At 67.1% G+C, this 24,940-nt stretch carries 21 protein-coding genes; 10 read left to right on the top strand and 11 right to left on the bottom strand.

The features are described 5' to 3' along the window. Window positions 1-2 precede the first annotated feature (2 nt). On the top strand, window positions 3-416 hold the full coding sequence (locus ACTOWK_RS17955; protein WP_057916050.1) for an ExbD/TolR family protein: 414 nt from the start codon (window positions 3-5) through the stop codon (window positions 414-416). A 143-nt stretch (window positions 417-559) separates the two neighbouring features. Then, window positions 560-964 (top strand): ExbD/TolR family protein, encoded by a 405-nt coding sequence (locus ACTOWK_RS17950; RefSeq protein WP_441331465.1) that lies wholly within the window; start codon window positions 560-562, stop codon window positions 962-964. 2,039 nt (window positions 965-3,003) lie between these two features. On the opposite strand, the gene ACTOWK_RS17945 is transcribed toward ACTOWK_RS17950, so the two are convergent. The 3 genes from ACTOWK_RS17945 to cls form a co-directional block, all read right to left on the bottom strand. Continuing rightward, window positions 3,004-3,759, bottom strand: coding sequence for a pyridoxine 5'-phosphate synthase (locus ACTOWK_RS17945; RefSeq protein WP_441331464.1), 756 nt, complete (start codon window positions 3,757-3,759; stop codon window positions 3,004-3,006). Window positions 3,760-3,874: 115 nt separating this feature from the next. Beyond that, window positions 3,875-4,138 carry a hypothetical protein gene (locus ACTOWK_RS17940; RefSeq protein WP_441331463.1) on the bottom strand — a complete coding sequence of 88 codons (264 nt, stop codon included), beginning with the start codon at window positions 4,136-4,138 and terminating at the stop codon, window positions 3,875-3,877. Window positions 4,139-4,331: 193 nt separating this feature from the next. Next, entirely contained in the window at window positions 4,332-5,783 is a 1,452-nt protein-coding gene (cls, locus tag ACTOWK_RS17935; protein ID WP_441331462.1) for a cardiolipin synthase, read from the bottom strand. 178 nt (window positions 5,784-5,961) lie between these two features. On the opposite strand from cls, the gene ACTOWK_RS17930 reads away from it, so the two are divergent. From ACTOWK_RS17930 to ACTOWK_RS17920, 3 genes are all read left to right on the top strand, one after another. Further along, on the top strand, window positions 5,962-6,705 hold the full coding sequence (locus ACTOWK_RS17930; protein ID WP_441331461.1) for an SIMPL domain-containing protein: 744 nt from the start codon (window positions 5,962-5,964) through the stop codon (window positions 6,703-6,705). A gap of 173 nt (window positions 6,706-6,878) precedes the next feature. Then, entirely contained in the window at window positions 6,879-7,982 is a 1,104-nt protein-coding gene (locus tag ACTOWK_RS17925; RefSeq protein WP_441331460.1) for a PA0069 family radical SAM protein, read from the top strand. Window positions 7,983-8,284: 302 nt separating this feature from the next. Continuing rightward, complete coding sequence (locus ACTOWK_RS17920) at window positions 8,285-8,992, top strand: lysozyme inhibitor LprI family protein (RefSeq protein ID WP_441331459.1); 708 nt, start codon at window positions 8,285-8,287, stop codon at window positions 8,990-8,992. Window positions 8,993-9,167: 175 nt separating this feature from the next. Here the strand turns inward: ACTOWK_RS17920 and ACTOWK_RS17915 are convergent, their stop codons facing one another. From ACTOWK_RS17915 to ACTOWK_RS17905, 3 genes are all read right to left on the bottom strand, one after another. Beyond that, a complete protein-coding gene (locus ACTOWK_RS17915) occupies window positions 9,168-11,060 on the bottom strand; it encodes a M4 family metallopeptidase (protein ID WP_441331458.1) in 1,893 nt (630 codons plus the stop codon). 922 nt (window positions 11,061-11,982) lie between these two features. Then, window positions 11,983-12,201 (bottom strand): hypothetical protein, encoded by a 219-nt coding sequence (locus tag ACTOWK_RS17910; protein WP_057971064.1) that lies wholly within the window; start codon window positions 12,199-12,201, stop codon window positions 11,983-11,985. A gap of 334 nt (window positions 12,202-12,535) precedes the next feature. Beyond that, on the bottom strand, window positions 12,536-14,335 hold the full coding sequence (locus ACTOWK_RS17905; protein ID WP_441331457.1) for an SLC13 family permease: 1,800 nt from the start codon (window positions 14,333-14,335) through the stop codon (window positions 12,536-12,538). Between the two features lie 122 nt (window positions 14,336-14,457). Between ACTOWK_RS17905 and ACTOWK_RS17900 the strand changes: the two genes are divergently transcribed. Together ACTOWK_RS17900 and ACTOWK_RS17895 are read left to right on the top strand one after the other, a co-directional pair. Continuing rightward, on the top strand, window positions 14,458-15,648 hold the full coding sequence (locus ACTOWK_RS17900) for a sensor histidine kinase (protein ID WP_441331456.1): 1,191 nt from the start codon (window positions 14,458-14,460) through the stop codon (window positions 15,646-15,648). Next, window positions 15,641-16,075: a response regulator gene (locus ACTOWK_RS17895; RefSeq protein WP_031374300.1), complete on the top strand. Its 435-nt coding sequence runs from the start codon at window positions 15,641-15,643 to the stop codon at window positions 16,073-16,075. Before ACTOWK_RS17900 ends, ACTOWK_RS17895 begins: the two co-directional genes overlap by 8 nt. Before the next feature lie 238 nt (window positions 16,076-16,313). On the opposite strand, the gene ACTOWK_RS17890 is transcribed toward ACTOWK_RS17895, so the two are convergent. Beyond that, complete coding sequence (locus ACTOWK_RS17890; RefSeq protein WP_441331455.1) at window positions 16,314-17,030, bottom strand: 2OG-Fe(II) oxygenase; 717 nt, start codon at window positions 17,028-17,030, stop codon at window positions 16,314-16,316. Between the two features lie 478 nt (window positions 17,031-17,508). Then, window positions 17,509-18,156 (bottom strand): glutathione S-transferase family protein, encoded by a 648-nt coding sequence (locus ACTOWK_RS17885; protein ID WP_441331454.1) that lies wholly within the window; start codon window positions 18,154-18,156, stop codon window positions 17,509-17,511. 349 nt (window positions 18,157-18,505) lie between these two features. On the opposite strand from ACTOWK_RS17885, the gene ACTOWK_RS17880 reads away from it, so the two are divergent. After that, the gene (locus ACTOWK_RS17880; protein ID WP_441331453.1) at window positions 18,506-19,447 is read left to right on the top strand and encodes a TolB family protein; all 942 of its coding nucleotides are present in this window, start codon (window positions 18,506-18,508) and stop codon (window positions 19,445-19,447) included. Window positions 19,448-19,596: 149 nt separating this feature from the next. Here the strand turns inward: ACTOWK_RS17880 and ACTOWK_RS17875 are convergent, their stop codons facing one another. The 3 genes from ACTOWK_RS17875 to ACTOWK_RS17865 form a co-directional block, all read right to left on the bottom strand. Further along, window positions 19,597-21,057 carry a sigma 54-interacting transcriptional regulator gene (locus tag ACTOWK_RS17875; RefSeq protein WP_441331452.1) on the bottom strand — a complete coding sequence of 487 codons (1,461 nt, stop codon included), beginning with the start codon at window positions 21,055-21,057 and terminating at the stop codon, window positions 19,597-19,599. A gap of 270 nt (window positions 21,058-21,327) precedes the next feature. Further along, window positions 21,328-22,380, bottom strand: coding sequence for a class 1 fructose-bisphosphatase (locus tag ACTOWK_RS17870; RefSeq protein ID WP_441331451.1), 1,053 nt, complete (start codon window positions 22,378-22,380; stop codon window positions 21,328-21,330). Between the two features lie 106 nt (window positions 22,381-22,486). Further along, a complete protein-coding gene (locus tag ACTOWK_RS17865; protein ID WP_441331450.1) occupies window positions 22,487-22,978 on the bottom strand; it encodes a hypothetical protein in 492 nt (163 codons plus the stop codon). A gap of 243 nt (window positions 22,979-23,221) precedes the next feature. Here ACTOWK_RS17865 and ACTOWK_RS17860 point away from each other — a divergent pair, with 243 nt between their 5' ends. Together ACTOWK_RS17860 and dinB are read left to right on the top strand one after the other, a co-directional pair. Next, window positions 23,222-23,659, top strand: a complete 438-nt coding sequence (locus tag ACTOWK_RS17860; RefSeq protein ID WP_441331449.1) for a hypothetical protein — start codon at window positions 23,222-23,224, stop codon at window positions 23,657-23,659. Window positions 23,660-23,783: 124 nt separating this feature from the next. After that, window positions 23,784-24,938, top strand: a complete 1,155-nt coding sequence (gene dinB, locus ACTOWK_RS17855) for a DNA polymerase IV (protein ID WP_441331448.1) — start codon at window positions 23,784-23,786, stop codon at window positions 24,936-24,938. Window positions 24,939-24,940: the final 2 nt, after the last annotated feature.

Genomic DNA, 24,940 nt, shown 5'->3' with positions numbered 1-24,940 from the left:
ACATGGCTTTCAGCAACAACTCCGATAGCGGCGCGATCTCCGACATCAACGTGACCCCGCTGGTCGACGTGCTGTTGGTGCTGCTGATCATCTTCATGGTCACGGCGCCCACGGTGTCTTACCCGATCGACGTCAACCTGCCGCAACCGACGTTGAACCCGCCGCCCCAGACGCAGGAGCCGCCGCCGCCGATCGCGCTGCGGATCGATGCGACTGGCCAGGTGTTCTGGAACGACAACCCGACGCCGCTGCAGGCGATCCCGGGGATGATGAAAGAAACGGTTCAACGCGATCCCACCAATCAACCTCTGCTAGAAATCGACACCAACGAAGACGCCGAATACGGCATCCTCGCCAAGGTGCTGGCTTACGCCAAAAACGCAGACATGAAAAAGATCGGTTTCGTCCAGAAGTAATTCTTGCGGAACCGGCGCTTACCGTCGTGAGAACGCCGCCCATCGGGCGGCGTTTTTTTATGCGCGGTCGTTCCCCTCTTGTGCGACGAACTGTGACGGGCTTAACGTGAAGCCGGGCGTCCCGCCCCAGGATGGAGGTGCTTATGGCCGGCTCCGCTTACTCCGTTTCCGCGTACCGCAACGACGAGGTCGTTGCCGAAATCAACGTCACGCCCCTGGTCGATGTGCTGCTGGTGCTGCTGATCATCTTCATGGTGACCGCGCCGGTCCTGACCGGGCAATTGAACCTGAGCCTGCCCATCCCCAGCGACAAGCCGGCGCCGGTCGCGCCCAGGGCAACATTGATCGTCGAACAGAACGGAGGCTTCGAACTCGATGGCCGCAATCTGTCGGCGAGCGAGCTGCCGGCCGCGCTGAAGGCATTGGCCCAGGCTTCGCCGGACACCGTGCTCGAGGTCGGTGCGAACGCCGACGCCGACTATCAGGGATTCGCCCATGCGATTTCGGCGGCGCGCGACAGCGGCTTGAGCAATATCTCCACGCGTTGATCGTTGTTTGCATACGTCGATCGGTCGCATCGGTGCGAGACAAGACGGCTGCCTGCGAGGGCGGCCGTTTTCGTTGCGGGGTGTGTGGGATTTGTTGTCTCAGTTTCGCGCTGGTCAGCCCTTGGGTAGGAGCGGCGTATGCCGCGACCGCGCTCTTTCCCTATCGCGTTGTTGCTGCATGTAGCCTCCAGGGTAGGAGCGACGCGAGTCGCGACCGCGCGCCATCAACTTCGCGGCGTTACTGGCCGCAGCCCCCTGTAGGAGCGGCGTAAGCCGCGACCGCGCTCTTTCCCTATCGCGTCGTTGCTGCATGTAGCCTCCAGGGTAGGAGCGATGCGAGTCGCGACCGCGCGCCATCAACTTCGCGGCGTTACTGGCCGCAGCCCCCTGTAGGAGCGGCGTGAGCCGCGACCGCGCTCTTTCCCTATCGCGTCGTTGCTGCATGTAGCCTCCAGGGTAGGAGCGATGCGAGTCGCGACCGCGTAACTGGCGATTGCCGTGTTTCCTACCGCAGAGCCTTGAAGCAACATCTACAGCCTCCGTCCGCTAACGCGGCCGGGTTACTTTCTTTTGCTGGCCCAAAAGAAAGCTAACCAAAGGGAGGCCTTCCTTGACGAAGCTCCCCTGCGAGTTCGCTGCGTTCGCGGGGATTTTCCGATAAGACATCCCTGTCTTATCGGAAAACGGCGCACGTCCTGTGCGCCGCCCTCCGGGTCTACGACCGCGTCGGGAGTTCGATGCTGCGCCAAGCTCATCACGGCAACGGCAACGGCAACGGCAACGGCAACGGCAACGGTGATCGACCACTGTAGGAGCGACGCGAGTCGCGACCGCGCAACTGGCGATTGCTGTGTTTCCTACCGCAGAGCCTTGAAGCAACATCTACAGCTTCCGTCCGCTAACGCGGCCGGGTTACTTTCTTTTGCTGGCCCAAAAGAAAGCCAAAGAAAAGGCCTTCCCTGACGGAGCTCCCCTGCGGGCACGTAGCTTGCGCCGGGATTTTCCGATAAGACATCCTTGTCTTATCGGAAAACGGCGCACGTCCTGTGCGCCGCCCTCCGGGTCTACGACCGCATCGCGAGTTCGATGCTGCGCCAAGCTCATCACGGCAACGGCAACGGCAACGGCAACGGCGTACCGCTTTGGGGTAGGAGCGGCGCAAGCCGCGACTGCGGCGTAGCGATAACGACGTGGCGATCTGGAGGTTGCGTGGTCGCGACTTGCGTCGCTCCTACAGGGGAGAGGACGTCGCTTTTTGATTCAGACGCAGCCTTTATAGGAGCGACGTGAGCCGCGACCGTGAACTTTCAAGCGGGCCTTGGCTATCAGGCGGGCGTTGGTTTGTTGCGTGGCATATTGCCCCTGCCCCTGCCCCTGCCCCTGCCCCTGCCCCTGCCCCTGCCCCTGCCATGGCTGTGCGTAGCCGAGCACTCGCGAAGGCAATCGAAGACCCAAAGGGCGGCGCGCAGGAAGGCGCGCCGTTTTTCATCGGGACAAGGATGTCCCGTATGAAAAATCCCTGCGTCGGCATCGCTCGTGCGGGCTGGTGATTCAAAACAAAGCAACTTCTTTGGTTACCTTTCTTTTGTTGCTTTAGACAAAAAGAAAGTAACCCGCCGCTTTAGTGGCGGAAGCTTTTGGCGTTTGATCTAGATTTTGCTCCGACGGATGCGCAGCGAGACCATCGCAACGATGTCGCGGCTTGCGCCGCTCCTACCCCGCGAAAGCATCCCGCTTCGATGAATGGCGTCAGCGTCATCGCCTCTACGCGTCCCTTGGTCGCGACACACGTCGCTCCTACAGAGCGCTCCAGCCGGTGCAGCGAGACCGATGCATGGCGGTCGCGGCTTGCGCCGCTCCTACCCCGGCGAAAGTACGTTACTTCAATGGATGACGTCGGCCTTGTTGCCTCTATACGGCCCGCGGCCGCGACCTACGTCGCTCCTACAGGGGGCAGCGAGTAACGATGCAAACATGGGGCGATGCGGTCGCGGCTCGCGCCGCGCCTACCCGAGTGCCATCACGCGGCCACGCACCACTCAACGCGCTTTCGCGATCACGTCCAGATACCCACGCACCGTCGCATCCAGACCTTGATACAAGGCCTCGCCGATCAGGGCATGCCCGATCGACACCTCAAGCACGTTGGGGACACCTCGCAGGAAGGCACCGAGGTTGGCCTGGCTAAGGTCGTGGCCTGCGTTGACGCCGAGGCCGGCCGCTTGCGCGCGGCGGGCGGCGGCGGCGAAGGTCTGCAGGGCGGTGTCGAGGTCGCCGAGTTCGGCGGCTTCGGCATAGGGACCGGTGTACAGCTCGACCCGCGCGGCGCCGAGTTCGGCGGCGCGTTCGATGCCGTCGCGGTCGGCGTCGGCGAACACGCTGACACGGCAACCGAGTGCGGCCAGTTCGGCGATCAAGGGGCGCAGCCGGTCGCCGTCGCGCTCGAAATCGAAGCCGTGGTCGGAGGTGAGTTGGTCGTCGCCGTCGGGCACCAGGGTGACCTGGGCCGGCAGCGTCGCCCGGCACAGGGCGAGCAGGCCGGGATAGCCTTCGCGCGGCGGCGCGAACGGATTGCCTTCGATGTTGAATTCGACGCCGCGGGCCCGGGTCAGTTCGGCGAGCGTGTAGACATCGTCGGCGCGGATATGGCGCGCATCGGGGCGAGGGTGCACGGTGATGCCGTGGGCGCCGGCATCGAGGCAGGCTTGTGCAGCGCGCCGGACATCGGGTTCGCCGCCGCCGCGCGAATTGCGCAGCACGGCGATCTTGTTGACGTTGACACTGAGGGCGGTCATGGCGCAAAGCGTAACGCGCCGCGCCTGGCGCGGCGAGTGGTCGCGCCAGGCGATGTCACGGGTCCCACGCAACTCGGTGCGGGCCTGTGCAGGCCGGACCGCGACGCAACGAGCTTCAGTTCGGCGAGGATTCCGACTGCGACGAGGCGGCGAGCTTGCGCGCTTCGGCCTGTTCGCGCAGGCGGCGCAGTTCCATCGGGTCGACGATCGAGGACACGTCGCGGCTGGTGTTGTCCAGGCGCCGCGCGAGCAGGCTCATCACGCCGGCGATCATCAGGCCGAGTGCGGCCAACAGGCTGACCGCCAGGAGCCCCGGCGAGGTGGTTTTCAGCGCCAGCACGAAGGCGGCGGCGGCCAGCAGCAGGTAAACCCAAGGCATTGCGGCGTGCTCCCTGACGAAATAGCCCGGTCCCGATCCGGAGGGCCAGGCGGGTTCCGAGCGGAACCGCTGGCCAGCACGGACGGTGGCGGGCCGGTACGGATGGACCCGGCCGGGTCCAGGCCGAGTGTAGCGCGCACCCGCGGCGGCGGCAGCTGGGGGCGCCGGCGGATGCGACCGGCGGCACAAACCGCTAGAGCAACGGCGAGACCAGCCGTGCCAGGGCCTCGGGCAGGCGCGCGCGCCACAGCGAGCGCTCCCGGTCCGGACGCACCCGCGGCGCCCGCGAGCACTCTTCCTGAATCAGCGTCGCCAGCTCGCCGGCGAGCTGTTCGTTGTAGAACATCACCGAAATCTCGAAGTTGAGGCGGAAGCTGCGGTGATCGAAATTGGCGCTGCCGATGATCGCCATCCTGTCGTCGCACAGCAGGGCCTTGCTGTGCAGCATGCGCGGCCCGTACTCGTGGATCTTCACCCCGGCATCGAGCAATTCGTCGAAATAGGAGCGCGCCGCATACGTCACCAGGCGGCTGTCGCTGAGCTTGGGCACCAGCAGACGCACGTCGAGCCCGCCGAGCGCGGCCGAGGTCAGGGCCATGCGCGCGGCCTCGCTGGGCACGAAGTAAGGCGTGACCAGCCAGACCCGGCGTTGTGCGGCGTGGATCGCGCCGACGTGCACGCGGTGGATGGCTTCCCAGGGCGAATCCGGGCCGGAACTGACGACCTGCGAGGCCACGCGCCCGGGTTGGGGCGGCGGGTGCTGCATCTTCAGCGGCGGCTGGCCGGTGGCATAGCACCAGTCCTCGGTGAAGACCAGTTCCAGCTCGCGCACCACATCGCCTTCCAGACGCAGATGCAGGTCGCGGTAGGCGTCCTCGCGCAGGCGCTCGTCTTCCTCGTCGGTGATGTTGATGCCGCCGGTGTAGCCCACCAAACCGTCGATGACGACGATCTTGCGATGGGTGCGCAGGTTGAGCCACGGCCGGCGCCAGAACCAGCGCAGCTTCATCGGATGGAACCAGGCGACTTCGGCGCCGGCCTCGAGCAAGGGCTTGATGAAACGCCGCGAGGTCTGGCCGGAGCCGACCGCGTCCATCAGCAGCCGCACCTTGACCCCGGCCCGGGCGCGCTCGATCAGGGCGTCGCGCAGCGCGGTGCCGGTGCGATCGGGCAGATAGATGTAGTACTCCAGGTGGATGTGTTGGCGCGCCCGGGCGATGTCGGCCAGCAACGCGGTGTACTTGGCGCCGCCGTCGATCAGCAGGCGCACGTCGGTCGCGGTGGTCGGCGGCAGACCGGTGGTGGCCTGGCCGAGCTTGGCCAGTTCGATCGCTTCCGGCGACGGCGTCAGGCCCGCCGGCGGCGCCGGCAGCGAGGCGCGGGCGCGCACCCGGCGCAGGCGCTGGCGGTGGATGCGCAACGGGCCGAAGAAGTAATAGATCAGGAAGCCGATGTAGGGCAGCGCGGCCAGGCTGATCAGCCAGCTGATCGTCGCCACCGGCTCGCGCTTCTGCAGCACGATCCAGAAGCTCAGCCCCAGCAGATACACCGCCCAGCCGATCGTCAGGTACAGACCGAGGTGGGGAATGGCGAGCATGTCTCGCCACAGGTCGGGCAGCAGATCCAGCACGTGTCGGAACTCCATCGGTGCAGCGGCGCCGCCGGCACGGCTGCGCTTCGCCTAGGCTAGCCCGCCGGCCCCGGCCGGCATAGCCCGCGCGCCGATCGCACCGCCGCGGTGAGTGCCGATACGGGCAAAGACCGTTGGCGACCCGGCGACGTAGGATGCGGCTACGCCCGCCCGAACCACAGGAAGGACTCCCATGATCCACCGGTTCCTCATCGCCGCCGCCTTGCTCGCCCTGACCTCGTCGCCGGTATTCGCCGCCGAGGCCGAACAACGCAGCATCAACGTATCGGGTTCGGCCGAGGTCAAGGTCGTGCCGGACCTGATCCTGCTCGATGTCGGCGTCGAATCGCGGCATGCCCAGCTCGACCAGGCCAAGCGCAGCAACGACGAGAACGTCGCCAAGGCGCTGGCGTTTCTCAAGCACAGCGGCGTGCCCGACAAGGACGTGCAGACCGATTTCATCAGCATCGAGCCGACCTACTATCCCGACTACTCGTCGACGAAGCCGCAGATCTACATCGTGCGCAAGAGCATCGGCATCAAGCTGAGCCGCATCGGCGAGCTGGAGAACGTGCTGACCGGGCTGCTGTCCAGCGGCGTGCAATACATCCACGGCATCGAATTCCGCACCTCGCAGCTGCGCAAGCACCGCGATGCCGCGCGCGCCCTGGCGGTGCGGGCGGCGAAGGAAAAAGCCGATGCGCTGGCCGTCGAACTCGGGGTGCGGCGCGGGCCGGCGCTGAACGTGTCGGAGTCGTACGCCGGTGGCTGGTGGCGCAGCGGCAGTCGCTGGGGCGGTGGCATGAGCGGCGGCCAGATGATGCAGAACGTCATGCAGAACAGTGGCGGCGGCGGCGAAGCGGCCGACGGCGAGACCCTGTCGGTCGGTCAGATCAGCGTCAGCGCTTCGGTCAGCACCAGCTTCGCGATCGAGTAAGCCTCGGCAGGGAATCAACGACCCGCGGCAAGCGATGCCGTGGGCATGCGTCCCTCGCCGCATTCAGCTTGCCGGCGATGCGCCTGCGCCAGCGAGCGATGCAGCCTAGCGATGCAACCCAGTGATCCGGCGGCGTCGCGAAACCTGCGACGGCGCCGGCGTAGGCTGCGCGGATGGATGCCGCACGCAAAGCCCGACTCTCGATCCAGCCCAGCGCGTTCAAGGGGCGCGGCGCCGCGTCGTACGTCGCCGGGCGCTACGCCGTCACCACCGTCCAGGGCGAGGACGACGGTTGGGGCTCGGTGTACGAAGACGCCGACGCGAGCTCGCGCCCGGACACCCAGGTGCGCGAGGAAACCGCGCGCAGCATCATCACCCGCAACGATTCGCCCGACATCGGCTTCAGCCAGTCGGTCAATCCCTATCGCGGCTGCGAGCACGGCTGCGTGTACTGCTTCGCGCGTCCCTCGCACGCCTATCTGGAACTGTCGCCGGGCCTGGACTTCGAGACCCGGCTGTTCGCCAAGGTCAATGCCGCCGAGCGCCTGCAGAACGAACTCGCCCGCCCCGGCTACCAGTGCGCGCCGATCGCGCTCGGCATCAACACCGATGCCTACCAACCGATCGAGCGCCGCTACCGGATCACCCGCGGGGTCATGGAAGTGCTCGACGCCTGCTCGCATCCTTTCAGCCTGATCACCAAGAATGCCTCGATCGTACGCGACGTCGAAGTGCTGGCGTCGATGGCGCGGCGGCGCCTGGTGTCGGTGTATTTCTCGGTCACCACCCTGGACAACCAGCTCTCGGCGAAGATGGAGCCGCGCGCCTCGGCGCCGCATTCGCGGCTCAAGGCCATGCGCACCCTCGCCGAGGCCGGGGTGCCGGTCGGCGTGTTGGTCGCGCCGACCATCCCGATGATCAACGACGGCGAGCTCGAGCAGATCCTCGCCGCTGCGCACGAAGCCGGGGCGCGCGCCGCCGGCTACGTGCTGCTGCGTTTGCCGCACGAACTCAAGCAGGTCTGGCGCGACTGGCTGCAACTGCACTACCCCGACCGCGCCGCGCACGTGATGAGCCTGATCCAGCAGATGCGCGGCGGCAAGGACTACGACAGTACTTTCGGCAAGCGCATGCGCGGCGAAGGCCCGTTTGCGCAGCTGATCGAACAACGTTTCCAGAAGGCCTGGCGCAAGCACGGCTACGGGCGGCTGCCGGCCCTGGACACCAGCCAGTTCGTCGCCCCGCGCAAGCCGACTCCGCAACTGGAGTTGTTCTGACGGCTGGGTGCCGAGCGGGGTCGCCGGCGGTCGCGGTCGCAACCTCGCAAGCACTGCCCAGGCCTGCGGTCGGCGATCCCGTAACGGCATCCGACCGGTGTACTGCAAGCTTGGGCGATACCTGCGCAAGCTCCGGTCAGCCGTCGTCGTCCATAAAACGGCTGAAATCAAGCGGTTTCCGGCGGGCGAGTCTCGCTCGGACTGGCGATGGACGGCTCGCTGATCGACAATGCACCCGCGCACCGCCAGCTAGCGCGGTGAGCGTGCAATGCTTCATCTCAGCGCAGCCAAGGACCGCCGCCGTGACCATACCCGCCCTCGCCTCATCCGCCCTGCTCGCCGTGTCGCTCGCGGCATCGGCACCGGTACTCGCGACCACGCCCGCACCGGCGAAACCTTCGTTCGATTGCGCCAAGGCCTCCATGCCGATCGAGAATGCGATCTGCAAGGATGTCCGCCTGGCAAACGCCGACGCCGCGGTCGGCCGCGCTTACGAGCGCCTGCGTAAGTCGCTCGACGCCCAGGCCGCGAAAGGACTGCGCGAGGACCAGCGTTGGTTCGTCGGCGTGCGCGATGCGACCTACGACAACGCCACGCCGGCGAATCGGACGCGGTCGCTCAAAGCCTTGCTCGACGATCGCGCACGCGCGCTGTCGCAGATACGCACGAACCCATCGGCCGGCATGGTAGGAAGCTGGCGCAATGTCGCCGGCGGCGTCGACGTCGTCAGCGAGGGCGGCGGCCGTTTCAAGGTCGAGGCCAATGCCGCGCATCCGCTCGACGGGCGTTGGCTCTGCGACGCCGCCGGTAGTGGGCGTCACGTCGGTGCGGTGTTGACGGTGCAAGTCGAAGGCGACCCACGCAGCTCGCTGAAGCTGACCCGCGAAGGCGCGGTCTTGCGCGTGCAAGCCCTGGATGCTAACGGCAAACCGCTGGTCGGTCCCGACTATTGCGGCTTCAACGGCAGCGTCGACGGCGTCTACTTCGCAGTGCCGCCGAGCGCGGAGTGACGGGAGACCGATCGCTCGGACCAACCCGCTTGGCTCATAGGTCGCTGGCCGATACGTCCTCGGTCGCTACGCTCCAGGCCAAGACACTCGATGAAAAACGGCCCCCGCCGCGCTTTCGCGCAACGGGGGCCGCAACGACCTCGAATGCAGCTCAATACACGGCACGGGTCACCGCTTAGCTTTTGCAGCGCAGTCCGGTCGAGCCTTCCGGCAGCGACACGTTGACCGCTTCCCAGGCGCAGGCCACCGACTTGACCACGCTCGCCTTCAACAAGCCCTTGTCGACCAGGTCCTGGGCCGCGGTCTGGGTCGCCTCACGCGCCTGCGGGTAGGACGACTGCGAGGTCAGGTACAAGGTGTTGGCGCGATACCAGATCTGGCCCGCGGTGTTCGGGGTGATGCCCTTGAGCCCGGTCGCGCCGTTGCAGACCAGGTCGGCCGGCAGCAAGGTCTTGCGATGCGACTTCGGCACCTTCTGGCCTTCGGCGAGCAGGTAGAAGAAGTGGTTGCCGACGCCGGAGGTGTAGTGCGGGTCTTCTTCGGTGAAGCCGCCGGCCGGATAGCAATCGAAGGAACCGCTGCCGTCTTCGGCGACGTCGAGGCTGGGCTTGAACATGTAGCGCAGCGGCGTGCCGTCGAGCATGACGTTCTCGCCGATCAGATAATCCGGCGGGTCCTTCGGGCTGTTGTCGAAGAACTCGACCAGGGTGCCGTGGATGTCGGAGGTGGCTTCGTTGAGGCCGCCGGCGTCGCCGGCATAGGCCAGGTTCGAGGTCGCCTGGGTCACGCCGTGCGACATTTCGTGGCCGGCCACGTCGAGCGCGACCACCGGGTTGGAAATGCCGTAGTCGCCGTTGCCGTAGACCATGCGCTTGGCTTCGCCGTCCCAGAACGCGTTGGTGCCGCCGGCGTCGATGAAGTAGAAGATCGAGAAGGTCACGTTGACGAAGCTTTCCACGCCCTTGCTGTCGCCGAAGATGCCGACGCGGTCGTAGAGCTTCTTGTAGTAGTCCCAGGTCTTGGACACGCCGTAGTGGGCTTCCACGCCGGTGCGCTCGATGTTGGACATCTGCTCGTTGCCCCAGACGTTGTCCTTGTCGAACATCGGCGGTGCGGTGAAATCGCCGCCACCGAAGTACAGGTCGACCACCGTGCCGCCGGTGTTGTGCAAGGTGCCGCCGCCGCGCTTATCGTCGCGCAGCAGATAGCCCGCGCCACGTCCGTCGCTTTCCTCGGCGCCGACCTTGCTGGTCGAGATCGCGACCTTGCCGCGGGTGATGGTGAAACCCTCGCCCTGGGCCGCTTCGGCGCTGTAGATCTTGCTGTCGCGGCCGAGCAGAGCGCCGTTGTCGGCATCGACGTAGATCATGTCGTGGACCGGGCGCTCGGCCTTGTTGAGGCCGCGGAAGGTCACTTCGTACGCGAGTTTCGGCTGGTTGTCCTGGGCGAAATAGACTACGCGCGAGGTCGGCTTATCCATGAAACGGCCGGCGAAATGCACGCCGGCATCGGTCACCGCCTGCGCGACCGACAACTTCGGCGCCTTGGCGCCGCCCTGGCCGAGCTTGAGGTCCATGGTCTTGCTGACCGAGGTCAACAGGCCGTCCTTCATGTGCGTGACCAGGTCGCCGCCGATTACCGGCAGGCCTTGGTAATCGCGGTTGAAACGCACGTGCTCGCTGCCGTCGGCTTCGACGATGACATCGCGCGGCAGGTATTGTTCGGCGTCGATCGCCTCGCGGTCGGCCTGTGCGCCGGTGCCGCGCAGCTTCTGCGCGAGCAATTGTTCGCGTGCGCGCGCGACCGCCGGATGCTTGGCGAGGTGCGCGTTCGGCGTGGCGCCGGAGACGGTCGGCGCGAGTGCGAAGCCCGAATTATGCAGATTGGTACGCGCCGCGGTGGCCGCCTTGGCCGATGCGGCTGTCGATGCATTTGCGGCGTTGCCGTTGGCTTGCGCCGACGCGTTGCCGGCATCGCGGTAGTGCTGCGCGGTGACCAGCGCGGTCGCGGTGGTGCCGGTCACCGCCAGCAGGATCGAGGCGGTCAGGACACGTTGTTTCATGGACATGCGGTTTCTCCGAGTCGTAGATCGAAATAAGAAAAGACCAGCCAAAGTCCGCCGCGCGAACGCAGTCGCGAAGCGGTGTCGTGCATTGCGGCGGTAGAGGTCTTGCATGCCCCGAAGACGATTCGCCGCAGGCGGCGGCTCGTCTTCTTCAGCCCCTCCCCACAGATGGGAACGGCGCTCGGGTGGCGCCCCCCTACCCGATGGGCATCGGCGATGCGTATCGCGTATGCGAATTGAGATGCGCGTCAGACTGCGCTGCGTGAAGGCGTGCGGATCGACGTCGGCGATGTGAAGGTGTCGACGTCGTCGAGGATCGATGCGATGCAGGGTGTGGGGGATTCGGTCCGTATCTTCGTCGCGGACCATTGAGTTCGCGATTGCGGCTTACGCAGCACCAACAAGATCGTCGAAGCTTCGAATGAGGGCTGGTGCAGGAGCGAGGTAAGTCGCGAACGCGTGATCGCCCGTACTTGCGCCGCCAACCGTCAGCCCGCGGTCGCAGCTTGCGCAGCTCCTACAAGAGACTTCGGGCTTTCGAGGCGATCTGAGGAGTAGGAGCGACGCGAGTCGCGACCGCGTAGTCGCCCGTCCCTGCGCCGCCTGCCGCCAGCCAACGGTCGCAGCTTGCGCAGCTCCTACAAAGGGCCTCGGGCTTTCGAGGCGATCTTGGGGGGAGGCGCGACGCGAGTCGCGACCGCGCAGGTGCCCGTGCTTGCGCCGCTGGCCGCAGGTCCGCGGTCGCAGCTTGCGCAGCTCCTACAAGAGACTTCGGGCTTTCGAGGCGATCTGAGGAGTAGGAGCGACGCGAGTCGCGACCGCGTAGTCGCCCGCCCCTGCGCCGCCTGCCGCCAGCCAACGGTCGCAGCTTGCGCAGCTCCTACAAAGGGCCTCGGGCTTTCGGGAAGATCGGAGACGCGAACGCTCAGCGCCGCGGCGCCGGCATGATGTGCGACAGATAGATGCGGCTGTCTTCGAAGATGCGGATCGCGACCGGCAGGCCGAGCTGCACGGTCAGGTGGAAGGCTTCGGTCTTGGCTGCCTGCGAAGCCTGGATGGCATCGTTGAAGCATTCGTCGGCGACGTCGCACGACAGGCGCCGGCCTTGGTAATCGGATTCGCTCAGTTGCACCGTGTAACGCATGACCGCGCCTGGATTCGGAGGAATCGAAAGGAAGAAGGGCCCCGGCCCAGCTGGACCGCTTGCTCAAGGCGGCGAACTATCCTTTGCTGAGCGGCTTCCTTGCCAACGCACTCGTCGCGCTGCCGGGGCCTGTGTAACTTGAGGCAAGTTGTGACCGATTGCTCTCAGTGGACCGCCGAACGTGGGGTAGGAAATTCCCTACCCTTCGACCGCGACCGGATCGCGGATTGCGATCGCGCCGACCAACACCGCAGCCGCGGCGTATCGTCGAAACGTCATCGAACGAGGCGACCCGCGCAAACCGCAGCCGGGGATGGCGAACACGGCGACGCGGTCAGGACGACAGCGGCCACAGCGGTCCGTCGAGCCACAGCCAACGCGCCATCCAGGCGCTGACCAGGGCGACCATGGTGGTCAGCGGCAAGCCGATGCGCAGGAAGTCGTTGAAGCGGTATTGGCCCGGCCCGAGGATCAGCAGATTGCCGTGATGGCCGATCGGGGTCAGGAAGGCGGCGACCGCGCCGAGCGCGGTGCAGACCACGAACGGGGTCGGCGGCAGACCGAGCGATTGCGCCAACGAGATCGCGATCGGGCCGAGCAACACGGTGGTGGCGGCGTCGGAGAGAATCTGGGTCAGCAGCGCGGCGGAGGTGAACATCACCAGCAGGATCGCCAGCGGCGACCAGCCCGAGACCACGTGCAACAGGCCCTGCGCCAGCAGCTGCGCGGTGCCGGTCTGTTCCATCGCCACGCCGAGCGGGATCACTCCGGCGATCATCACGAAGATGCGCACGTCGATCTCGCGATACGCCTGTTCGACGTCGACGCAGCGGGTGACGACCATCGCCACCGCGCCGAGCAGGAAGGCCAGCGGCGCCGGCAGCCACTCGGTGGCGGCGGCGATCACGGTCGCGGCGAGGATCGCCAATGCCAGCGGCGCGCGGATGCGCCGGCGCGCTTCGCCGGCGAACGGCACCAGCATCAGGAAGCCGTGGTGCGCGGCGAGTTCGGCGAAACGCGAGGGCCGGCCCCACAGCACCAGCAGATCGCCTTCGCGCAGGCGCGCGTCCGACAGCCGCGGCGCGACCGCGCCCTGGCGACGCCACAGGCCGGCGATGACGGCGTGGAAGCGGCGCGCGAAATCCAGCTCGCGCACGCTGCGCCCGATGAACTCCGAGCCCGGTGCGACCACCGCCTGGACCAGTTGCGGCTCGCCGTCGCCTTCGATGCCGCCGCCGAAGCGCGCGATCGCGTTGAGGTCGAGCCCGCTGTCGTCGTGCAGCGAAGCCAAGGCATCGGCCGAGGCTTCGACCAGCAGGATGTCGCCGCTGATCAGCGGACTGCTCGGGCCCAGGTCCTGGCGGCGTTGGCCGTCGCGCAGCCAGCCGGTCATGACGAAGCGGTCGCCGAGCGCCTTCTGCAGTTCGGCCAATGGGCGCGTGCTCCAGCGCGAGCCCTCGACGATCAACAGCTCGGTGCGATAACGGTCCAGGCGCAGATAGCCGTCGTCGCCGTGCTCGCCGCCGCGCTTGGGCAGCAGCCAGCGCGTGGCGAGCATATAGACCACGCCCAGCGCGACCAAGGCCAGGCCGATCGGGGTGATCGAGAAGATGCCCAGGCCCGGCGCGCCGGTGCGTTCGATCAGGTTGTCGGCGAGCAGGAAGGCCGGCGCGCTGACCAGGGTCAGGGTGGTGCCGAGCGACGCGGCGAACGACATCGGCATCAGCAGGCGCGAGGCCGACAGCCCGCGCGCCTTGGCGAAGCGGGTCAGGATCGGCAGCATCATCGCCGTGACCATGACGTGGTGGGTGAACGAGGACAGCGCCGCGACCGCGGGCATGGTCACCGCGATCGCGCGGGTCTCGCTCTTGCCGGAGGCGTCGCCGATCCACTGGCCCAGGCGTTCGGTGATGCCCGTCGCGGCCAGGCCGCCGGAGATCACGAACACCGCCGCGACGATGATCGCCGGCTCGCTCGCGAAGCCCGACAAGGCCTGCTTGGCGTCGAGCACGCCGGTCAGGACCAGCGCCAGCAGGGTCAGCATGGCGGTGACGTCGACCCGCAGGCGCTCGCTGACGAACAGATACAGCGCGGCGCCCAGGATCAGCAGGAAGGCGATCTGAGGAAAATCCATGCCGGCATTGTGCTCGACTTGGCTGTGTCGGCGCCGTATGCGACCGTCTACCGTGCCGTCACGAGCCGGGCGGATACACTCCCCGGTCACGCCATCCGCCGAAGATCCTTAGCCCTGTACCGATGAGCCTGCCGCGCGCCACGCCCCCTGCCGCCCACGCCACTGCCGCGGTGGCGTCGAAGATGGGCGACGATCGCTTCCGTCAGGCCATGGCCGCGTCGAACATCGGCATGGCCATCGTCTCGATCGAGGGCATCTGGCTGGAAATCAATCCGGCGCTGTGCGCGATGCTGGGTTACCGCGAAGATCAGCTGCGCGGTCACCATTACAGCGAAGTGACCCACCCCGACGACCTGGCGATCAGCAACAACCTGGTCACCGCGCTGGTCAACGGCAGCCTGGCCTCGGTCGACGAGCACAAGCGCTATGTCCATCGCGACGGCAGCGAGGTCTGGGTGCAGCTCAACGTCGCGGTGATGCGCGACGAGTCCGGCGCGCCGCAGTACTTCATCTCGCACATGCGCGACATCCGCGGCGAGCGCGAGGCCGGCATGGCCATGAGCGCGCGCATCGAGGAACGCGGCGCCGCGCTCGACGCCTCCAACCGGCAGTTGCAGCTGTTCGCCGACGCGGTCGCCCACGACCTGCGCGCGCCGCTGCGTTCGATCGAAAGTTTTTCCGCCCTGCTCAGCGAACGCGCGGTCGAGCGCTTGAACGAGACCGACCGCGACTACCTCGGGCGCATCCGCGCCGCGGCCTCGCGCATGACCGGCCTGCTCGCCGCGCTGACCGAGTTGTCGCACGTGACCCGCGCCGAGATGCGGGTCGTGCCGGTGGACCTGAGCCTGCTCGCCGACTGGGTCGGCGCCGAGTTGCAGGACGCCGATCCGCGCCATCGCGGCGAGATCACGGTCCAGCCCGGTTTGCAGGTCGAAGGCGACGAGCGCCTGCTCAAGCTGATGTTGAACCAGCTCATGCACAACGCCTGGAAGTTCTCGTGCGAACGCGAGGGCCCGGTCGAGCCGGTGCGCATCGAGGTCAGCGGCGAGACCGCAGTGGACCGTCTGGTGCTGACCATCCGCGACCACGGCTCCGGTTTCGACATGCGATATGCTCACAAATTGTTCGAGCCCTTCCAGCGCCTGCATGGGCCGGACCAGGGCGGCGGCCACGGTTTGGGCCTGGCGATCGCGCGCCGCGTGGTCGAGCGCCATCGCGGCGAGCTGCGCGCTCATTCGCAGCCCGGTGCGGGCAGCACCTTCATAGTGGAATTGCCTGTCGCTGCGACAGGCGAGGAAAACATAGATGCATAAGGAAATCCTGCTGGTCGAAGACAATCCCGACGACGTCGAGCTGACCCGGCTCGCCTTCGACGAGGCCAAGATCGCCAACAGGCTGGTGGTGATGGGCGACGGCGCCGAGGCGCTGGATTACCTGTTCGCCCGTGGCCGTTACTCCGATCGCGACCCGAACGACCTGCCGTCGATCGTCCTGCTCGACCTCAATCTGCCGAAAGTCGACGGCCGCGAAGTGCTGCAGGCGATCCGCGCCCACGAGCCCACCCGCACCCTGCCGGTGGTGGTGCTGACCACCAGCACCGAGCCCTTCGACGTCGAGGCGAGCTATGCGCTCGGGGTCAACAGCTATATCCAGAAGCCGGTGGATTTCGAGCAGTTCGTCTGGGCGGTCAAGCAGGTCGGCTTGTATTGGCTGGTGTTGAACCATCCGCGTAATCCGTGAGGTTTGGCGGGTTGGCGGTTAACAGCTAACAGCTAACAGCTAACAGCAAATCCCCCCTGCCCCCCTTTTTCAAAGGGGGGGAACTGCGGAAGGTACTCGACCTGTGTACGAACCATGCCGCGTGAACTCGCCCCCTTTGACAAAGGGGGCGGGCGCCTGCGTCGGATGGATGCCTGCATCGTGGCTGCGCCGGGGGATTTGCTCTCGCCCGCTACGCAACAGCCTTACGCCAAGATACTCAGCGCCCGCCGAACAACTGCTCCGCGCGTTGGAACAGGATCCAGCTGGTCGCGATGTATTTGTCGCTGCCCTTGGGCCGGTTGCCGCGGTGGGTGTGGGTGAACGCGGCCGGCGCGATCAGCAGGTCGCCGGTGCGCGGGACGATCTTGCGGCGCTGATACAGGAACTCGGTTTCGCCTTCCTCGAAGCCGTCGTTGAGGTAGATCGTCCACAGCACGTGGCGGTGCAGGGTTTCGGCACCCGGGTCGCGCGGGTACAGCTCGCAATGCCAGTACGGATAACCGCCGCGATCGGCGGTGTAGCGCTGCAGATTGATCGAGCCCGGGCGGAACACGGTCTGGGCGATCGGCGCGAGCGCGTTGTCGTCCATGTCGGCCATGCGTTCGGGGGTGAGACGGTGGCGCTTGCCGTCGGCCGATGGCGCTTCCAGCATCAGCGGCGCGATCATCGTGTGCGGGTAGCGGCGCAGATACCGCAACAGGCCGCGGAACACCGCCAGGTTCAAGGCGATCTCGACGTCCTTCCAGCCTTCGCGGCCGGTGATGGTCAGGTCGCGGCTGTCCTTGAGGTCCGGCATCACCCCGCCGCCGACCCGGCCTGGCTCGCTCTCGCGGCTGGCGTCGAACCGGCGCAGCAGGTCCGCGCATTGCTCGCGGGTCAGGGCCTCGGGATAGACCTCGATGAAATCGTCCGGGGCGTCGGTCGTCGATGACATGGCTTGGAAGGCAGGCGCGGGAAGGCGGTCATCCTCGCACGCGAGGCGCGTTGCAAAAAGGCAACGGCGCGACTGTGCTTGTTTACACGGTTTCCTCGTGAGCCTGCCGGCCGCTGTGCCTGGCTTTCGCTGGGTTTTGCGGTGATCGGCGTGAAAATCGGTGCGACCGGCGGGTAACCCGGGCGCAACGCTTTTGTCGGACGGCCTCGGCTGGGCGCTGCTGGTGAGGGAAAATAATCAATTAATTCAATTATTTAAATTGTTGGCACGACTCTCGCGACGACTCCAGTACCGGCGCCGTCGAGACCCCGTCGAACGGCCCAGGTTTCCCGGTGTCGTCGGTTCCGACGGCGCTCGCGTCGGGGCGGAGGTGTGAGGCCTCCGCCCCGATTTTTTGCCTGCGCTTGCCGAACCGCAAATCCCCCGCGCCGAAACTCGATCGGGACGTCTTGAGCGCGACCGCGATTCGGCGTGTCGCTCACCCAGCCGCTACCGCAGCCGAGGGCCGGTCTTCGCTCGGCCACGGGTCGGCCCAGGCTGGGATTTGCATCAAGTCCTCGAGCCAGCGCCGGATGTGGGCGTAGGGCTCGAGCGGCATCTCCGACTCGCGCCAATAGGCCGCCATCGAGGCGAGCTGGAAGTCGGCGATGGTGAGCCGGCCGCAGGCGATGTAGCGACGATCGGCCAGATGCGCGTCGAGCACGCGGGCGAATTTCGCCAGGCGCTCGACCTCGCCCTGCAACGACCCCGTGTCCGGCACGCCGAAGCCGAAGGTGCTCTTGACCACATGCTCGAAGTAGAACGGCGCCACGGCCTCGGCCCAGTGGCAGTCGTTCCACGACAGCCAGCGCAGCACTTCGATCTGTTCGTCGGGAGACTGCGCCGGCCACATGTCCGAACCTTGCCGGATGCACAGGTAGGCCATGATCGCCGAAGACTCCCACAGCACCCGCTCGCCGTCGACCAGGGTCGGCGCCTTGCAGTTGGGGTTGAGTGCGGCGTAATCGGCGGCCTTGAGTTCGCCGGCTATCAGGTCTTTCTCGATCAGCTCGGCGTCGATGCGGAGGTGTTTGACCAGCGCCAGTACTCGTCGTGGCGCCTGGGCCTTGATCCAATAGATCTTCATTCCGTACTCCGTGGGTGAGGGTGCCTGGTACGACGAACCCGGGCGGCGGCAATCGACAAGGACGGCTGGATTCACGCCGGCGCGGTCGGGCCGCGCCGCTACAGCAGGCAAGCCGCCGCCGCTGTCGCGGTCGCCGCAGGGATACACCCTGTTACCGCGTGTTTCGTGCGCACAACTCAATGCCGAAGGTCCTGCGGACCTGCGGCACGCGCTGCCTGCGCAGGGCGCCGCCTACTGTCGCGGCCAATCCGCAGCGCGGCTGCATCGGTCTTCCATCGGGGGCGTCATGAACCATCCTGTTTTGCCGGGCCTGGCAATCTGCATTGCGTTGACGAGCCTCGCGGGGCCCGTGCATGCGCGCACACAGACGCCCATCGTGGCGACCGCGCCGCCGCGCGTGTTCGCGCCCGGTATCGTGTCCGGACCGGCCAACGAGGATTCGCCGGCGTTCACTCCGGACGGCCGGAGCGTGTATTTCGACCGCCTCCACTGGCCCAACGGCGCGATCATGGTTTCGCACTTGGTCGACGGAGTGTGGTCGGAACCGAAGATCGCCCCGTTTTCCGGGCAGTGGCTCGATCACGACCCGGCGATGGCGCCGGACGGTTCGCACCTGATCTTCACCTCCAACCGCGCCGCCGAAGCCGGTGGTCCCGCGCTCGCGGCGGTATTCGCCAACGGCAAGTCCTCGCCGGGCAACGGCGGCCACCTGTGGCGCGTCGATCGCGTGGGCGATGGCTGGGGCGAGCCGAAACGGCTGCCCGGTCGCGTCAACCTCAGCACACGCAGTTTCGCGCCGAGCGTCGCAGCCGACGGCAGCGTGTACTTCCAGCGGCCCGGCGACGACGACGAGTTCCATCTGTACCGATCGCAATACCGCGACGGCGAGTATCTGGTTCCGACGCCGGTTCGACTGGGCCCGGCGGATGCGCACGAGCTCGATCCGGCGATCGCGCCCGACGAGTCCTTCCTGGTGTTCGACGCCAATTACGCCGACCGCAAAGGCCCGGACCGTTTATTCATCGTGTTCCGCGAAGGCGAGGGCTGGTCGGCGCCGTTGGACCTCGGCGATGCGATCAATCGGCACAGCCCGTGGGCGCCGCATCTCGGGCCCGATGGCGTCACCCTGTATTTCGCCGGCAAGGGCTCGCTGCCGGTGAGCTATCCGCGCAGCCAGGACGCCGGTGAGCGCGACATGGCGCGCCTGCAGGCCTGGGACAACGGCAACGAGAATCTGTGGATGGTGTCGTTGCAGCCGTGGCTGGATGCGCGGCGCGGTCGGCGGCGATAGGTGTTTTGTGCGGCGCGGGGATTGGTTTGGTTCGGATGACGCAGAGTCATGGCATCTGCAATAAGAGCAAATTCCCCAGCCCCCCTCCGCAAAGGGGGGAACCGCATCTGTTCTGCAAGGAGGCAACCGCGTTGGCCGTTGCGCGCCGCTCAGGCGGTTTCGGCTTCCTCGGATACATCCTCTTCGCTGCCGCGCATGCCGAGCTTCTGCATCAGCCGGTACAGCGTTACTCGCGACACGCCGAGTTCGCGCGCGGATTCGCCGAGGCGGCGGCGGTTGCGGTGCAGGGCGCGTTCGATCGCTTCGCGGGTCGCGGCGTCGCGCGCTTCTTCCAGGGTCATCGGCTGGCCGTCGCCAAGCGCGCCGATGCGCAGGTCGGCGGCGGTGATGTAGCGGCCCTCGGCCATCACCACGGCCTGGCGCACGCGGTTGATCAGTTCGCGCACGTTGCCGGGCCAGGCATGGCGGTGCATGGCGTGGCGCGCGCACGGCGAAAAACCCTTCAGGCCGCGGGTGTTTTCCTGCGAATAACGCTGCAGCGCGTAATCGGCGAGCAGGTCGATGTCGCCGCCGCGTTCGCGCAGCGGCGGCAGCTGCAGGCGCAGCACGCACAGGCGGTGATAGAGGTCGCTGCGAAAACGGCCTTCGGCGACTGCGAGTTCGAGGTCGTGATGGGTCGCCGAAACGATGCGCACGTCGATCTTGACCGGGCCCTGGCCGCCGAGCCGGTCGATGCTGCCCTGTTCGAGGAAACGCAGCAGCGAGGTCTGGCTTTCCAGCGGCAGGTCGCCGATTTCGTCGAGGAACAAGGTGCCGCCGTTGGCCATCTCGATGCGGCCGAGCTTGCGTTGCTGCGCGCCGGTAAAGGCGCCGCGTTCGTAGCCGAACAGTTCCGACTCGATCAGGTTGTGCGGAATCGCGCCGCAGTTGATCGCGACGAAAGGATTGCGCTGGCGGCGCGAATGGCGGTGGATCGCCATCGCCGCGAGTTCCTTGCCGGTGCCGGTTTCGCCGGCGATGAAGGCCGGCGCGTCGGTCGACGCGGCCTTGTTCAACACCCGGCACAGCGAACGCATCGCCTCGCTTTCGCCGACCATGCCGTCGACGTAGTTCGAGCCGGTATCGTCGTTATGGCCGCAGGCCAACGCGGCCATGCCGTAAGCGTGGCCGATCACCGTGTGCAGCACGGTTTCGGGGCAGGGCAGGGTGACGTAGTCGTAGCAGTAATCGCGGATCAGCCGGCGCACGATCGGGTCTTCGACCTGGTCGGCGGCGATGCCGGCGATCCAGCCGGCGTTGTGCACGCTCAAGGCCGGGCCGAGTTCGTCGAGGTCGCGCGCGTCGAAGCCTTCGCGCAGGTCGATCAATACCGCATGCGGCAGACGCAGGTTGGCGTGCAGCATGCGCATCGCGCCGCGCGCATCGACCACGCGGCGCAGGGTCCAGCCCAGGGTCTGCAGCGGCGCCAGAGCGTGCATGCGCCCGGCGCCGCCGGGGCTCAGATACAGCAGTTCACGGCCGGCGAAATCGCGTGCCGCGGCAAGTTTGGGCGAAGTAACGCCGTTGGCCGCGTAGCGACCTCCCAAGTCGCGCCGAGTACTGTTCGACATCGCTTTTCCCCGCGGGCGCAAGGCGCCGACAATTACTGCAAGTGTTACTACCAACGCACACTCGAAGCAAAGCCGGTCATCGGGCGACCGCTATCGGCGACGATGCGCGTTTAGGCATAGCCGCAAGTCGATTCATCCAAAGAACCCGGTTCGTTCAGCCGGGGCCGGGCCGGACCAATGCGGGCGCAACGCCTGCGTGAGCCCCGACCGCATCGGCGCGCCCTCCCTGAGCCGGGAGAGAGCCCTGTTCAGATTTAGATCGAGCCGGCCTCAGGCCTGTTCAGCATCGTGTTCGCGGTGATAGCGCACTGCGGTTTCGACCTCGGTCTTGCTGCCGATGAACACCGGCACGCGCATGTGCAGGCCGGTCGGCTGCACTTCGAGCATGCGCTGGCGGCCGGTGCTGGCGGCGCCGCCGGCCTGTTCGACCAGGAAGCTCATCGGGTTGGCTTCGTACATCAGGCGCAGCTTGCCGCCCTTGTCGGCGCACTTGGCGTCGAGCGGATAGCTGAAGATGCCGCCGCGGGTCAGGATGCGGTGCACGTCGGCGACCATCGAGGCGACCCAGCGCATGTTGAAGTCCTTGCCGCGCGGGCCTTCGTTGCCGGCCAGCAGATCGGCCACGTAGGCCTGCATCGGCGGCTGCCAGTGGCGCTGGTTGGACATGTTGACCGCGAATTCCTTGGTTTCCTCGGGAATGGTCATGTTGCGCGTGGTCATCACGAAGCTGCCGACTTCGCGGTCGAGGGTGAAGGCGTGAGTGCCGTTGCCGATGGTCAGCACCAGCATCGTGCTCGGGCCGTAGGTCGTGTAACCGGCGCAGACCTGTTCGGTGCCGGGCTGGAGGAAGTCCTTGTCGGCGGCCTGGGTCACGCCGTCCGGGCAACGCAGCACCGAGAAGATCGTGCCGACCGAGATGTTGACGTCGATGTTGGACGAACCGTCGAGGGGATCGAACAGCAGCAGGTAGTTGCCGCGCGGGTAAACGTCCGGGATCGGGTGCGAGGTGTCCATCTCTTCCGAGGCCAGGCCGGCGAGGTGGCCGCCCCAGGCGTTGGCTTCGAGCAGGATCTCGTTGCTGAGCACGTCGAGCTTCTTCTGCGCTTCGCCCTGGATGTTCATGCTGGCTTCGCCAGGGGTGCCGGCTTCGCCGAGCACGCCGCCGAGCGCGCCCTTGCCGACCGCGATGGAGATGGTCTTGCAGGCACGGGCGACGACTTCGATCAGCAGGCGCAGGTCGGGATTGATGCGCCCGGCGCGCTGTTCTTCGATCAGGTAGCGGGTCAGGGAGATGGCGCTGGGAACGGGGGACGTTGCGGACATGGCGGGGACGGTGGCGGCGAGGGCCGCCATTGTCGCCGATGCCGCGCGCGCGGCGCAGTCCGGCCGGCGCCCCTGTTCAGTACGGGCGCGGTCAGCACGGGCGCAGTCAGCCCGGACGCAGGCTGTCGGCCTCGCGGCGCAGGTGGCGCTCGGTCACGCCGAAGGTTTGGGCGACCTCGCGCTGGCTGCGCCCGGCGCGTACCGCAGCGCGGATGCCGACCCGGCGCAGGCCGACGAACACGCCCCAGGCCGAAGGGATCTCGATGGTGCCGGCGGCGCTGGCGCGGTCGAGCAGGCGGCGGTGGGTGGGCGGGTCCAGGGCCACGCCGAGCCGGGTCGAGCACGCGTTGCGGCTGCGCGACAGGTACAGCCGGCGCCCGCCGTGGCGGCGCACCAGCCGCAGCATCGCGTCGAAGCCTTCGAGCGCGGCGATCTCGGCCGCGACCCAGGGCAGCGACGACAGCACCTCGACGCGATGTTCCTCGCAGAAGCGGCACAGGGCCTCGAACTCGACCGATTCCGGTTCCGGCAGGCCGGCGAAGCAGGGATGCGACTCGATGGCCGCTTCGTCGGCGTCTATGCGTAGAGAGATAGTCATGTCCGCCAGAACGCGGCCGGCGCGCGCTCGTGAAGCGGCGAGGGCCTTGCACGCGGCGAACCGCGACGTAGGCGGCGCTTACTAAGACGAGGTGCGTGCACCGCTCTGGTGTTCGAGCGCGGGGTCGGCACTGCGAATCGAAGCGGTCGCTGCGGACCGCGTCCGCATATCGCGTCGCGGTCGGGGCCGCTAGAAGGAATTCTGGCGCGGCATCGGCTGCGTCCTACCCACAGGAGAGTTCCGATGCCCTACCAGATCTTTCAATGCAACACGCCGCTCAACATCCGCGAATGCGAATGGGCCAGCGCGCAGGCAATTCCTCCCGTCAACGGCCAGGTCGTGCCGACGGTGCAGTTCGGCAACTTCACCTCCTGCATCGGCATCGTCGCCAGCAACGTCGATGCCACCCAGGTCATCGGCATCCATCTGGTGATGATGAACGACCAGGACGAACCGTTCACCGCTGCCGACGTGCCCACCGTGACCGCGCTGCTGGCCAACTTCCCGGAGAATCAATCGATCGTCGGCCAGATCGCGTTGTGGGAGGACAATGTCGGGCCGGCCTTTGCCGCCTTGGTCGCGGCCTTGCCGAACGCCGGGCAGTCCGATCAGGGCGACGGCACCTACGGCGCCGGCCTCAACAGCGTCGACCAACTGGAAGTCCTGTTCCAGCCGCTGTGATCGTCGCGACGGTGCGAGGGCGCATCGGAGCGCGGCGGCGCGGGCCCGCCTGATCCGCCCGGGTCTGCATGACCCGCATGACCCGCACGATCCGGCGCAAGCGGGCAGGCGGCGAAGCGCTACCATGGCGCGTTCGTCCGCCTGTCCCGGTGCCGTGTCCGAATCCGCGCCCAGCCGCAAAGTCCTGCATGTCGACATGGACGCGTTCTACGCGTCGGTCGAGCAACGCGATGCGCCGGAATTGCGTGGCCAGCCGGTCGTGGTGGCCTGGCGCGGCGCGCGTTCGGTGGTGTGTGCGGCCAGCTATGAAGCGCGCAAGTTCGGCGTGCGCTCGGCGATGCCGGCGGTGCGCGCCGAACGCCTGTGCCCGCAGGCGGTGTTCGTGCCGCCGGATTTCGTGCGCTACAAGGCGGTCTCGCGCCAGGTGCGCGAGATCTTCGCCCGCCACACCGACCTGATCGAACCCCTGTCGCTCGACGAGGCCTATCTCGACGTCACCACCACCAAGACCGGGCTGCCGTCGGCGACCGCGACCGCCGAGGCGATTCGCGCGGCGATCCGCGAAGAGACCCAGCTGACCGCATCGGCCGGGGTGGCGTCGAACAAGTTCCTGGCCAAGATCGCCTCGGACTGGCGCAAGCCCGATGGGTTGTTCGTGATCCGCCCGCATCAGGTCGAGGCCTTCCTGGCGCCGCTGCCGGTCGGGCGCCTGCCCGGGGTCGGCAAGGTCATGGAGGCCAAGCTCGCCGAACTCGGCGTCAGTGTGGTCGCCGACCTGCGCGCGCTCGGCGCGCTCGCCCTGGAGCAGCGCTTCGGCCGCTGGGGCCGGCGCTTGCACGAACTCTCGCTCGGCATCGACCACAACGCGGTCGAGCCGGAGCGGCCGACCCTGCAGGTGTCCTCGGAGGACACCTTCGAGCGCGACCTGCCGCTGGAGCAGGTCGAGGCCGACATCCGCCGGCTCGCCGGCAAGACCTGGGCCGGCTATCAACGCGAACTGCAGCGCAGCCCCGGGCGGGTCGCCCGCACCGTGGTGCTGAAGCTCAAGACCGCCGACTTCCGCATCCTCACCCGCAGCCTGACCGCGGCCCATCCGCCGGCCGACGAGACCGAGCTGGCCGACATCGCCTGCGCGCTGCGCGCGCGGGTCGAGCTGCCGGCGCAGACCCTGTTCCGCTTGGTCGGCGTCGGCCTGTCGGGCTTCGCCGAAGGCGAGGACGTTGCGGCCCAGTCGGATTTGTTCGAGCGCGAGCCGGACCGAGGTCAAGCAGGGCCTTAGCA

The organism is Lysobacter sp. CA196 (assembly GCF_052078695.1).
Classification (GTDB): domain Bacteria; phylum Pseudomonadota; class Gammaproteobacteria; order Xanthomonadales; family Xanthomonadaceae; genus Lysobacter.
This window is presented reverse-complemented; position numbering and strand designations above follow the sequence as displayed.

What these genes read in the sequence shown, in the direction of transcription:
- ACTOWK_RS17955 (WP_057916050.1), top strand. Translation starts at nt 3, where the DNA reads ATGGCTTTCAGCAACAACTCCGATAGCGGCGCGATCTCCGACATCAAC.
- ACTOWK_RS17950 (WP_441331465.1), top strand. Translation starts at nt 560, where the DNA reads ATGGCCGGCTCCGCTTACTCCGTTTCCGCGTACCGCAACGACGAGGTC.
- ACTOWK_RS17945 (WP_441331464.1), bottom strand. Translation starts at nt 3,759, where the DNA reads ATGACCGCCCTCAGTGTCAACGTCAACAAGATCGCCGTGCTGCGCAAT.
- ACTOWK_RS17940 (WP_441331463.1), bottom strand. Translation starts at nt 4,138, where the DNA reads ATGCCTTGGGTTTACCTGCTGCTGGCCGCCGCCGCCTTCGTGCTGGCG.
- cls (WP_441331462.1), bottom strand. Translation starts at nt 5,783, where the DNA reads ATGGAGTTCCGACACGTGCTGGATCTGCTGCCCGACCTGTGGCGAGAC.
- ACTOWK_RS17930 (WP_441331461.1), top strand. Translation starts at nt 5,962, where the DNA reads ATGATCCACCGGTTCCTCATCGCCGCCGCCTTGCTCGCCCTGACCTCG.
- ACTOWK_RS17925 (WP_441331460.1), top strand. Translation starts at nt 6,879, where the DNA reads ATGGATGCCGCACGCAAAGCCCGACTCTCGATCCAGCCCAGCGCGTTC.
- ACTOWK_RS17915 (WP_441331458.1), bottom strand. Translation starts at nt 11,060, where the DNA reads ATGTCCATGAAACAACGTGTCCTGACCGCCTCGATCCTGCTGGCGGTG.
- ACTOWK_RS17910 (WP_057971064.1), bottom strand. Translation starts at nt 12,201, where the DNA reads ATGCGTTACACGGTGCAACTGAGCGAATCCGATTACCAAGGCCGGCGC.
- ACTOWK_RS17905 (WP_441331457.1), bottom strand. Translation starts at nt 14,335, where the DNA reads ATGGATTTTCCTCAGATCGCCTTCCTGCTGATCCTGGGCGCCGCGCTG.
- ACTOWK_RS17900 (WP_441331456.1), top strand. Translation starts at nt 14,458, where the DNA reads ATGAGCCTGCCGCGCGCCACGCCCCCTGCCGCCCACGCCACTGCCGCG.
- ACTOWK_RS17895 (WP_031374300.1), top strand. Translation starts at nt 15,641, where the DNA reads ATGCATAAGGAAATCCTGCTGGTCGAAGACAATCCCGACGACGTCGAG.
- ACTOWK_RS17890 (WP_441331455.1), bottom strand. Translation starts at nt 17,030, where the DNA reads ATGTCATCGACGACCGACGCCCCGGACGATTTCATCGAGGTCTATCCC.
- ACTOWK_RS17885 (WP_441331454.1), bottom strand. Translation starts at nt 18,156, where the DNA reads ATGAAGATCTATTGGATCAAGGCCCAGGCGCCACGACGAGTACTGGCG.
- ACTOWK_RS17875 (WP_441331452.1), bottom strand. Translation starts at nt 21,057, where the DNA reads ATGTCGAACAGTACTCGGCGCGACTTGGGAGGTCGCTACGCGGCCAAC.
- ACTOWK_RS17870 (WP_441331451.1), bottom strand. Translation starts at nt 22,380, where the DNA reads ATGTCCGCAACGTCCCCCGTTCCCAGCGCCATCTCCCTGACCCGCTAC.
- ACTOWK_RS17865 (WP_441331450.1), bottom strand. Translation starts at nt 22,978, where the DNA reads ATGACTATCTCTCTACGCATAGACGCCGACGAAGCGGCCATCGAGTCG.
- ACTOWK_RS17860 (WP_441331449.1), top strand. Translation starts at nt 23,222, where the DNA reads ATGCCCTACCAGATCTTTCAATGCAACACGCCGCTCAACATCCGCGAA.
- dinB (WP_441331448.1), top strand. Translation starts at nt 23,784, where the DNA reads ATGGCGCGTTCGTCCGCCTGTCCCGGTGCCGTGTCCGAATCCGCGCCC.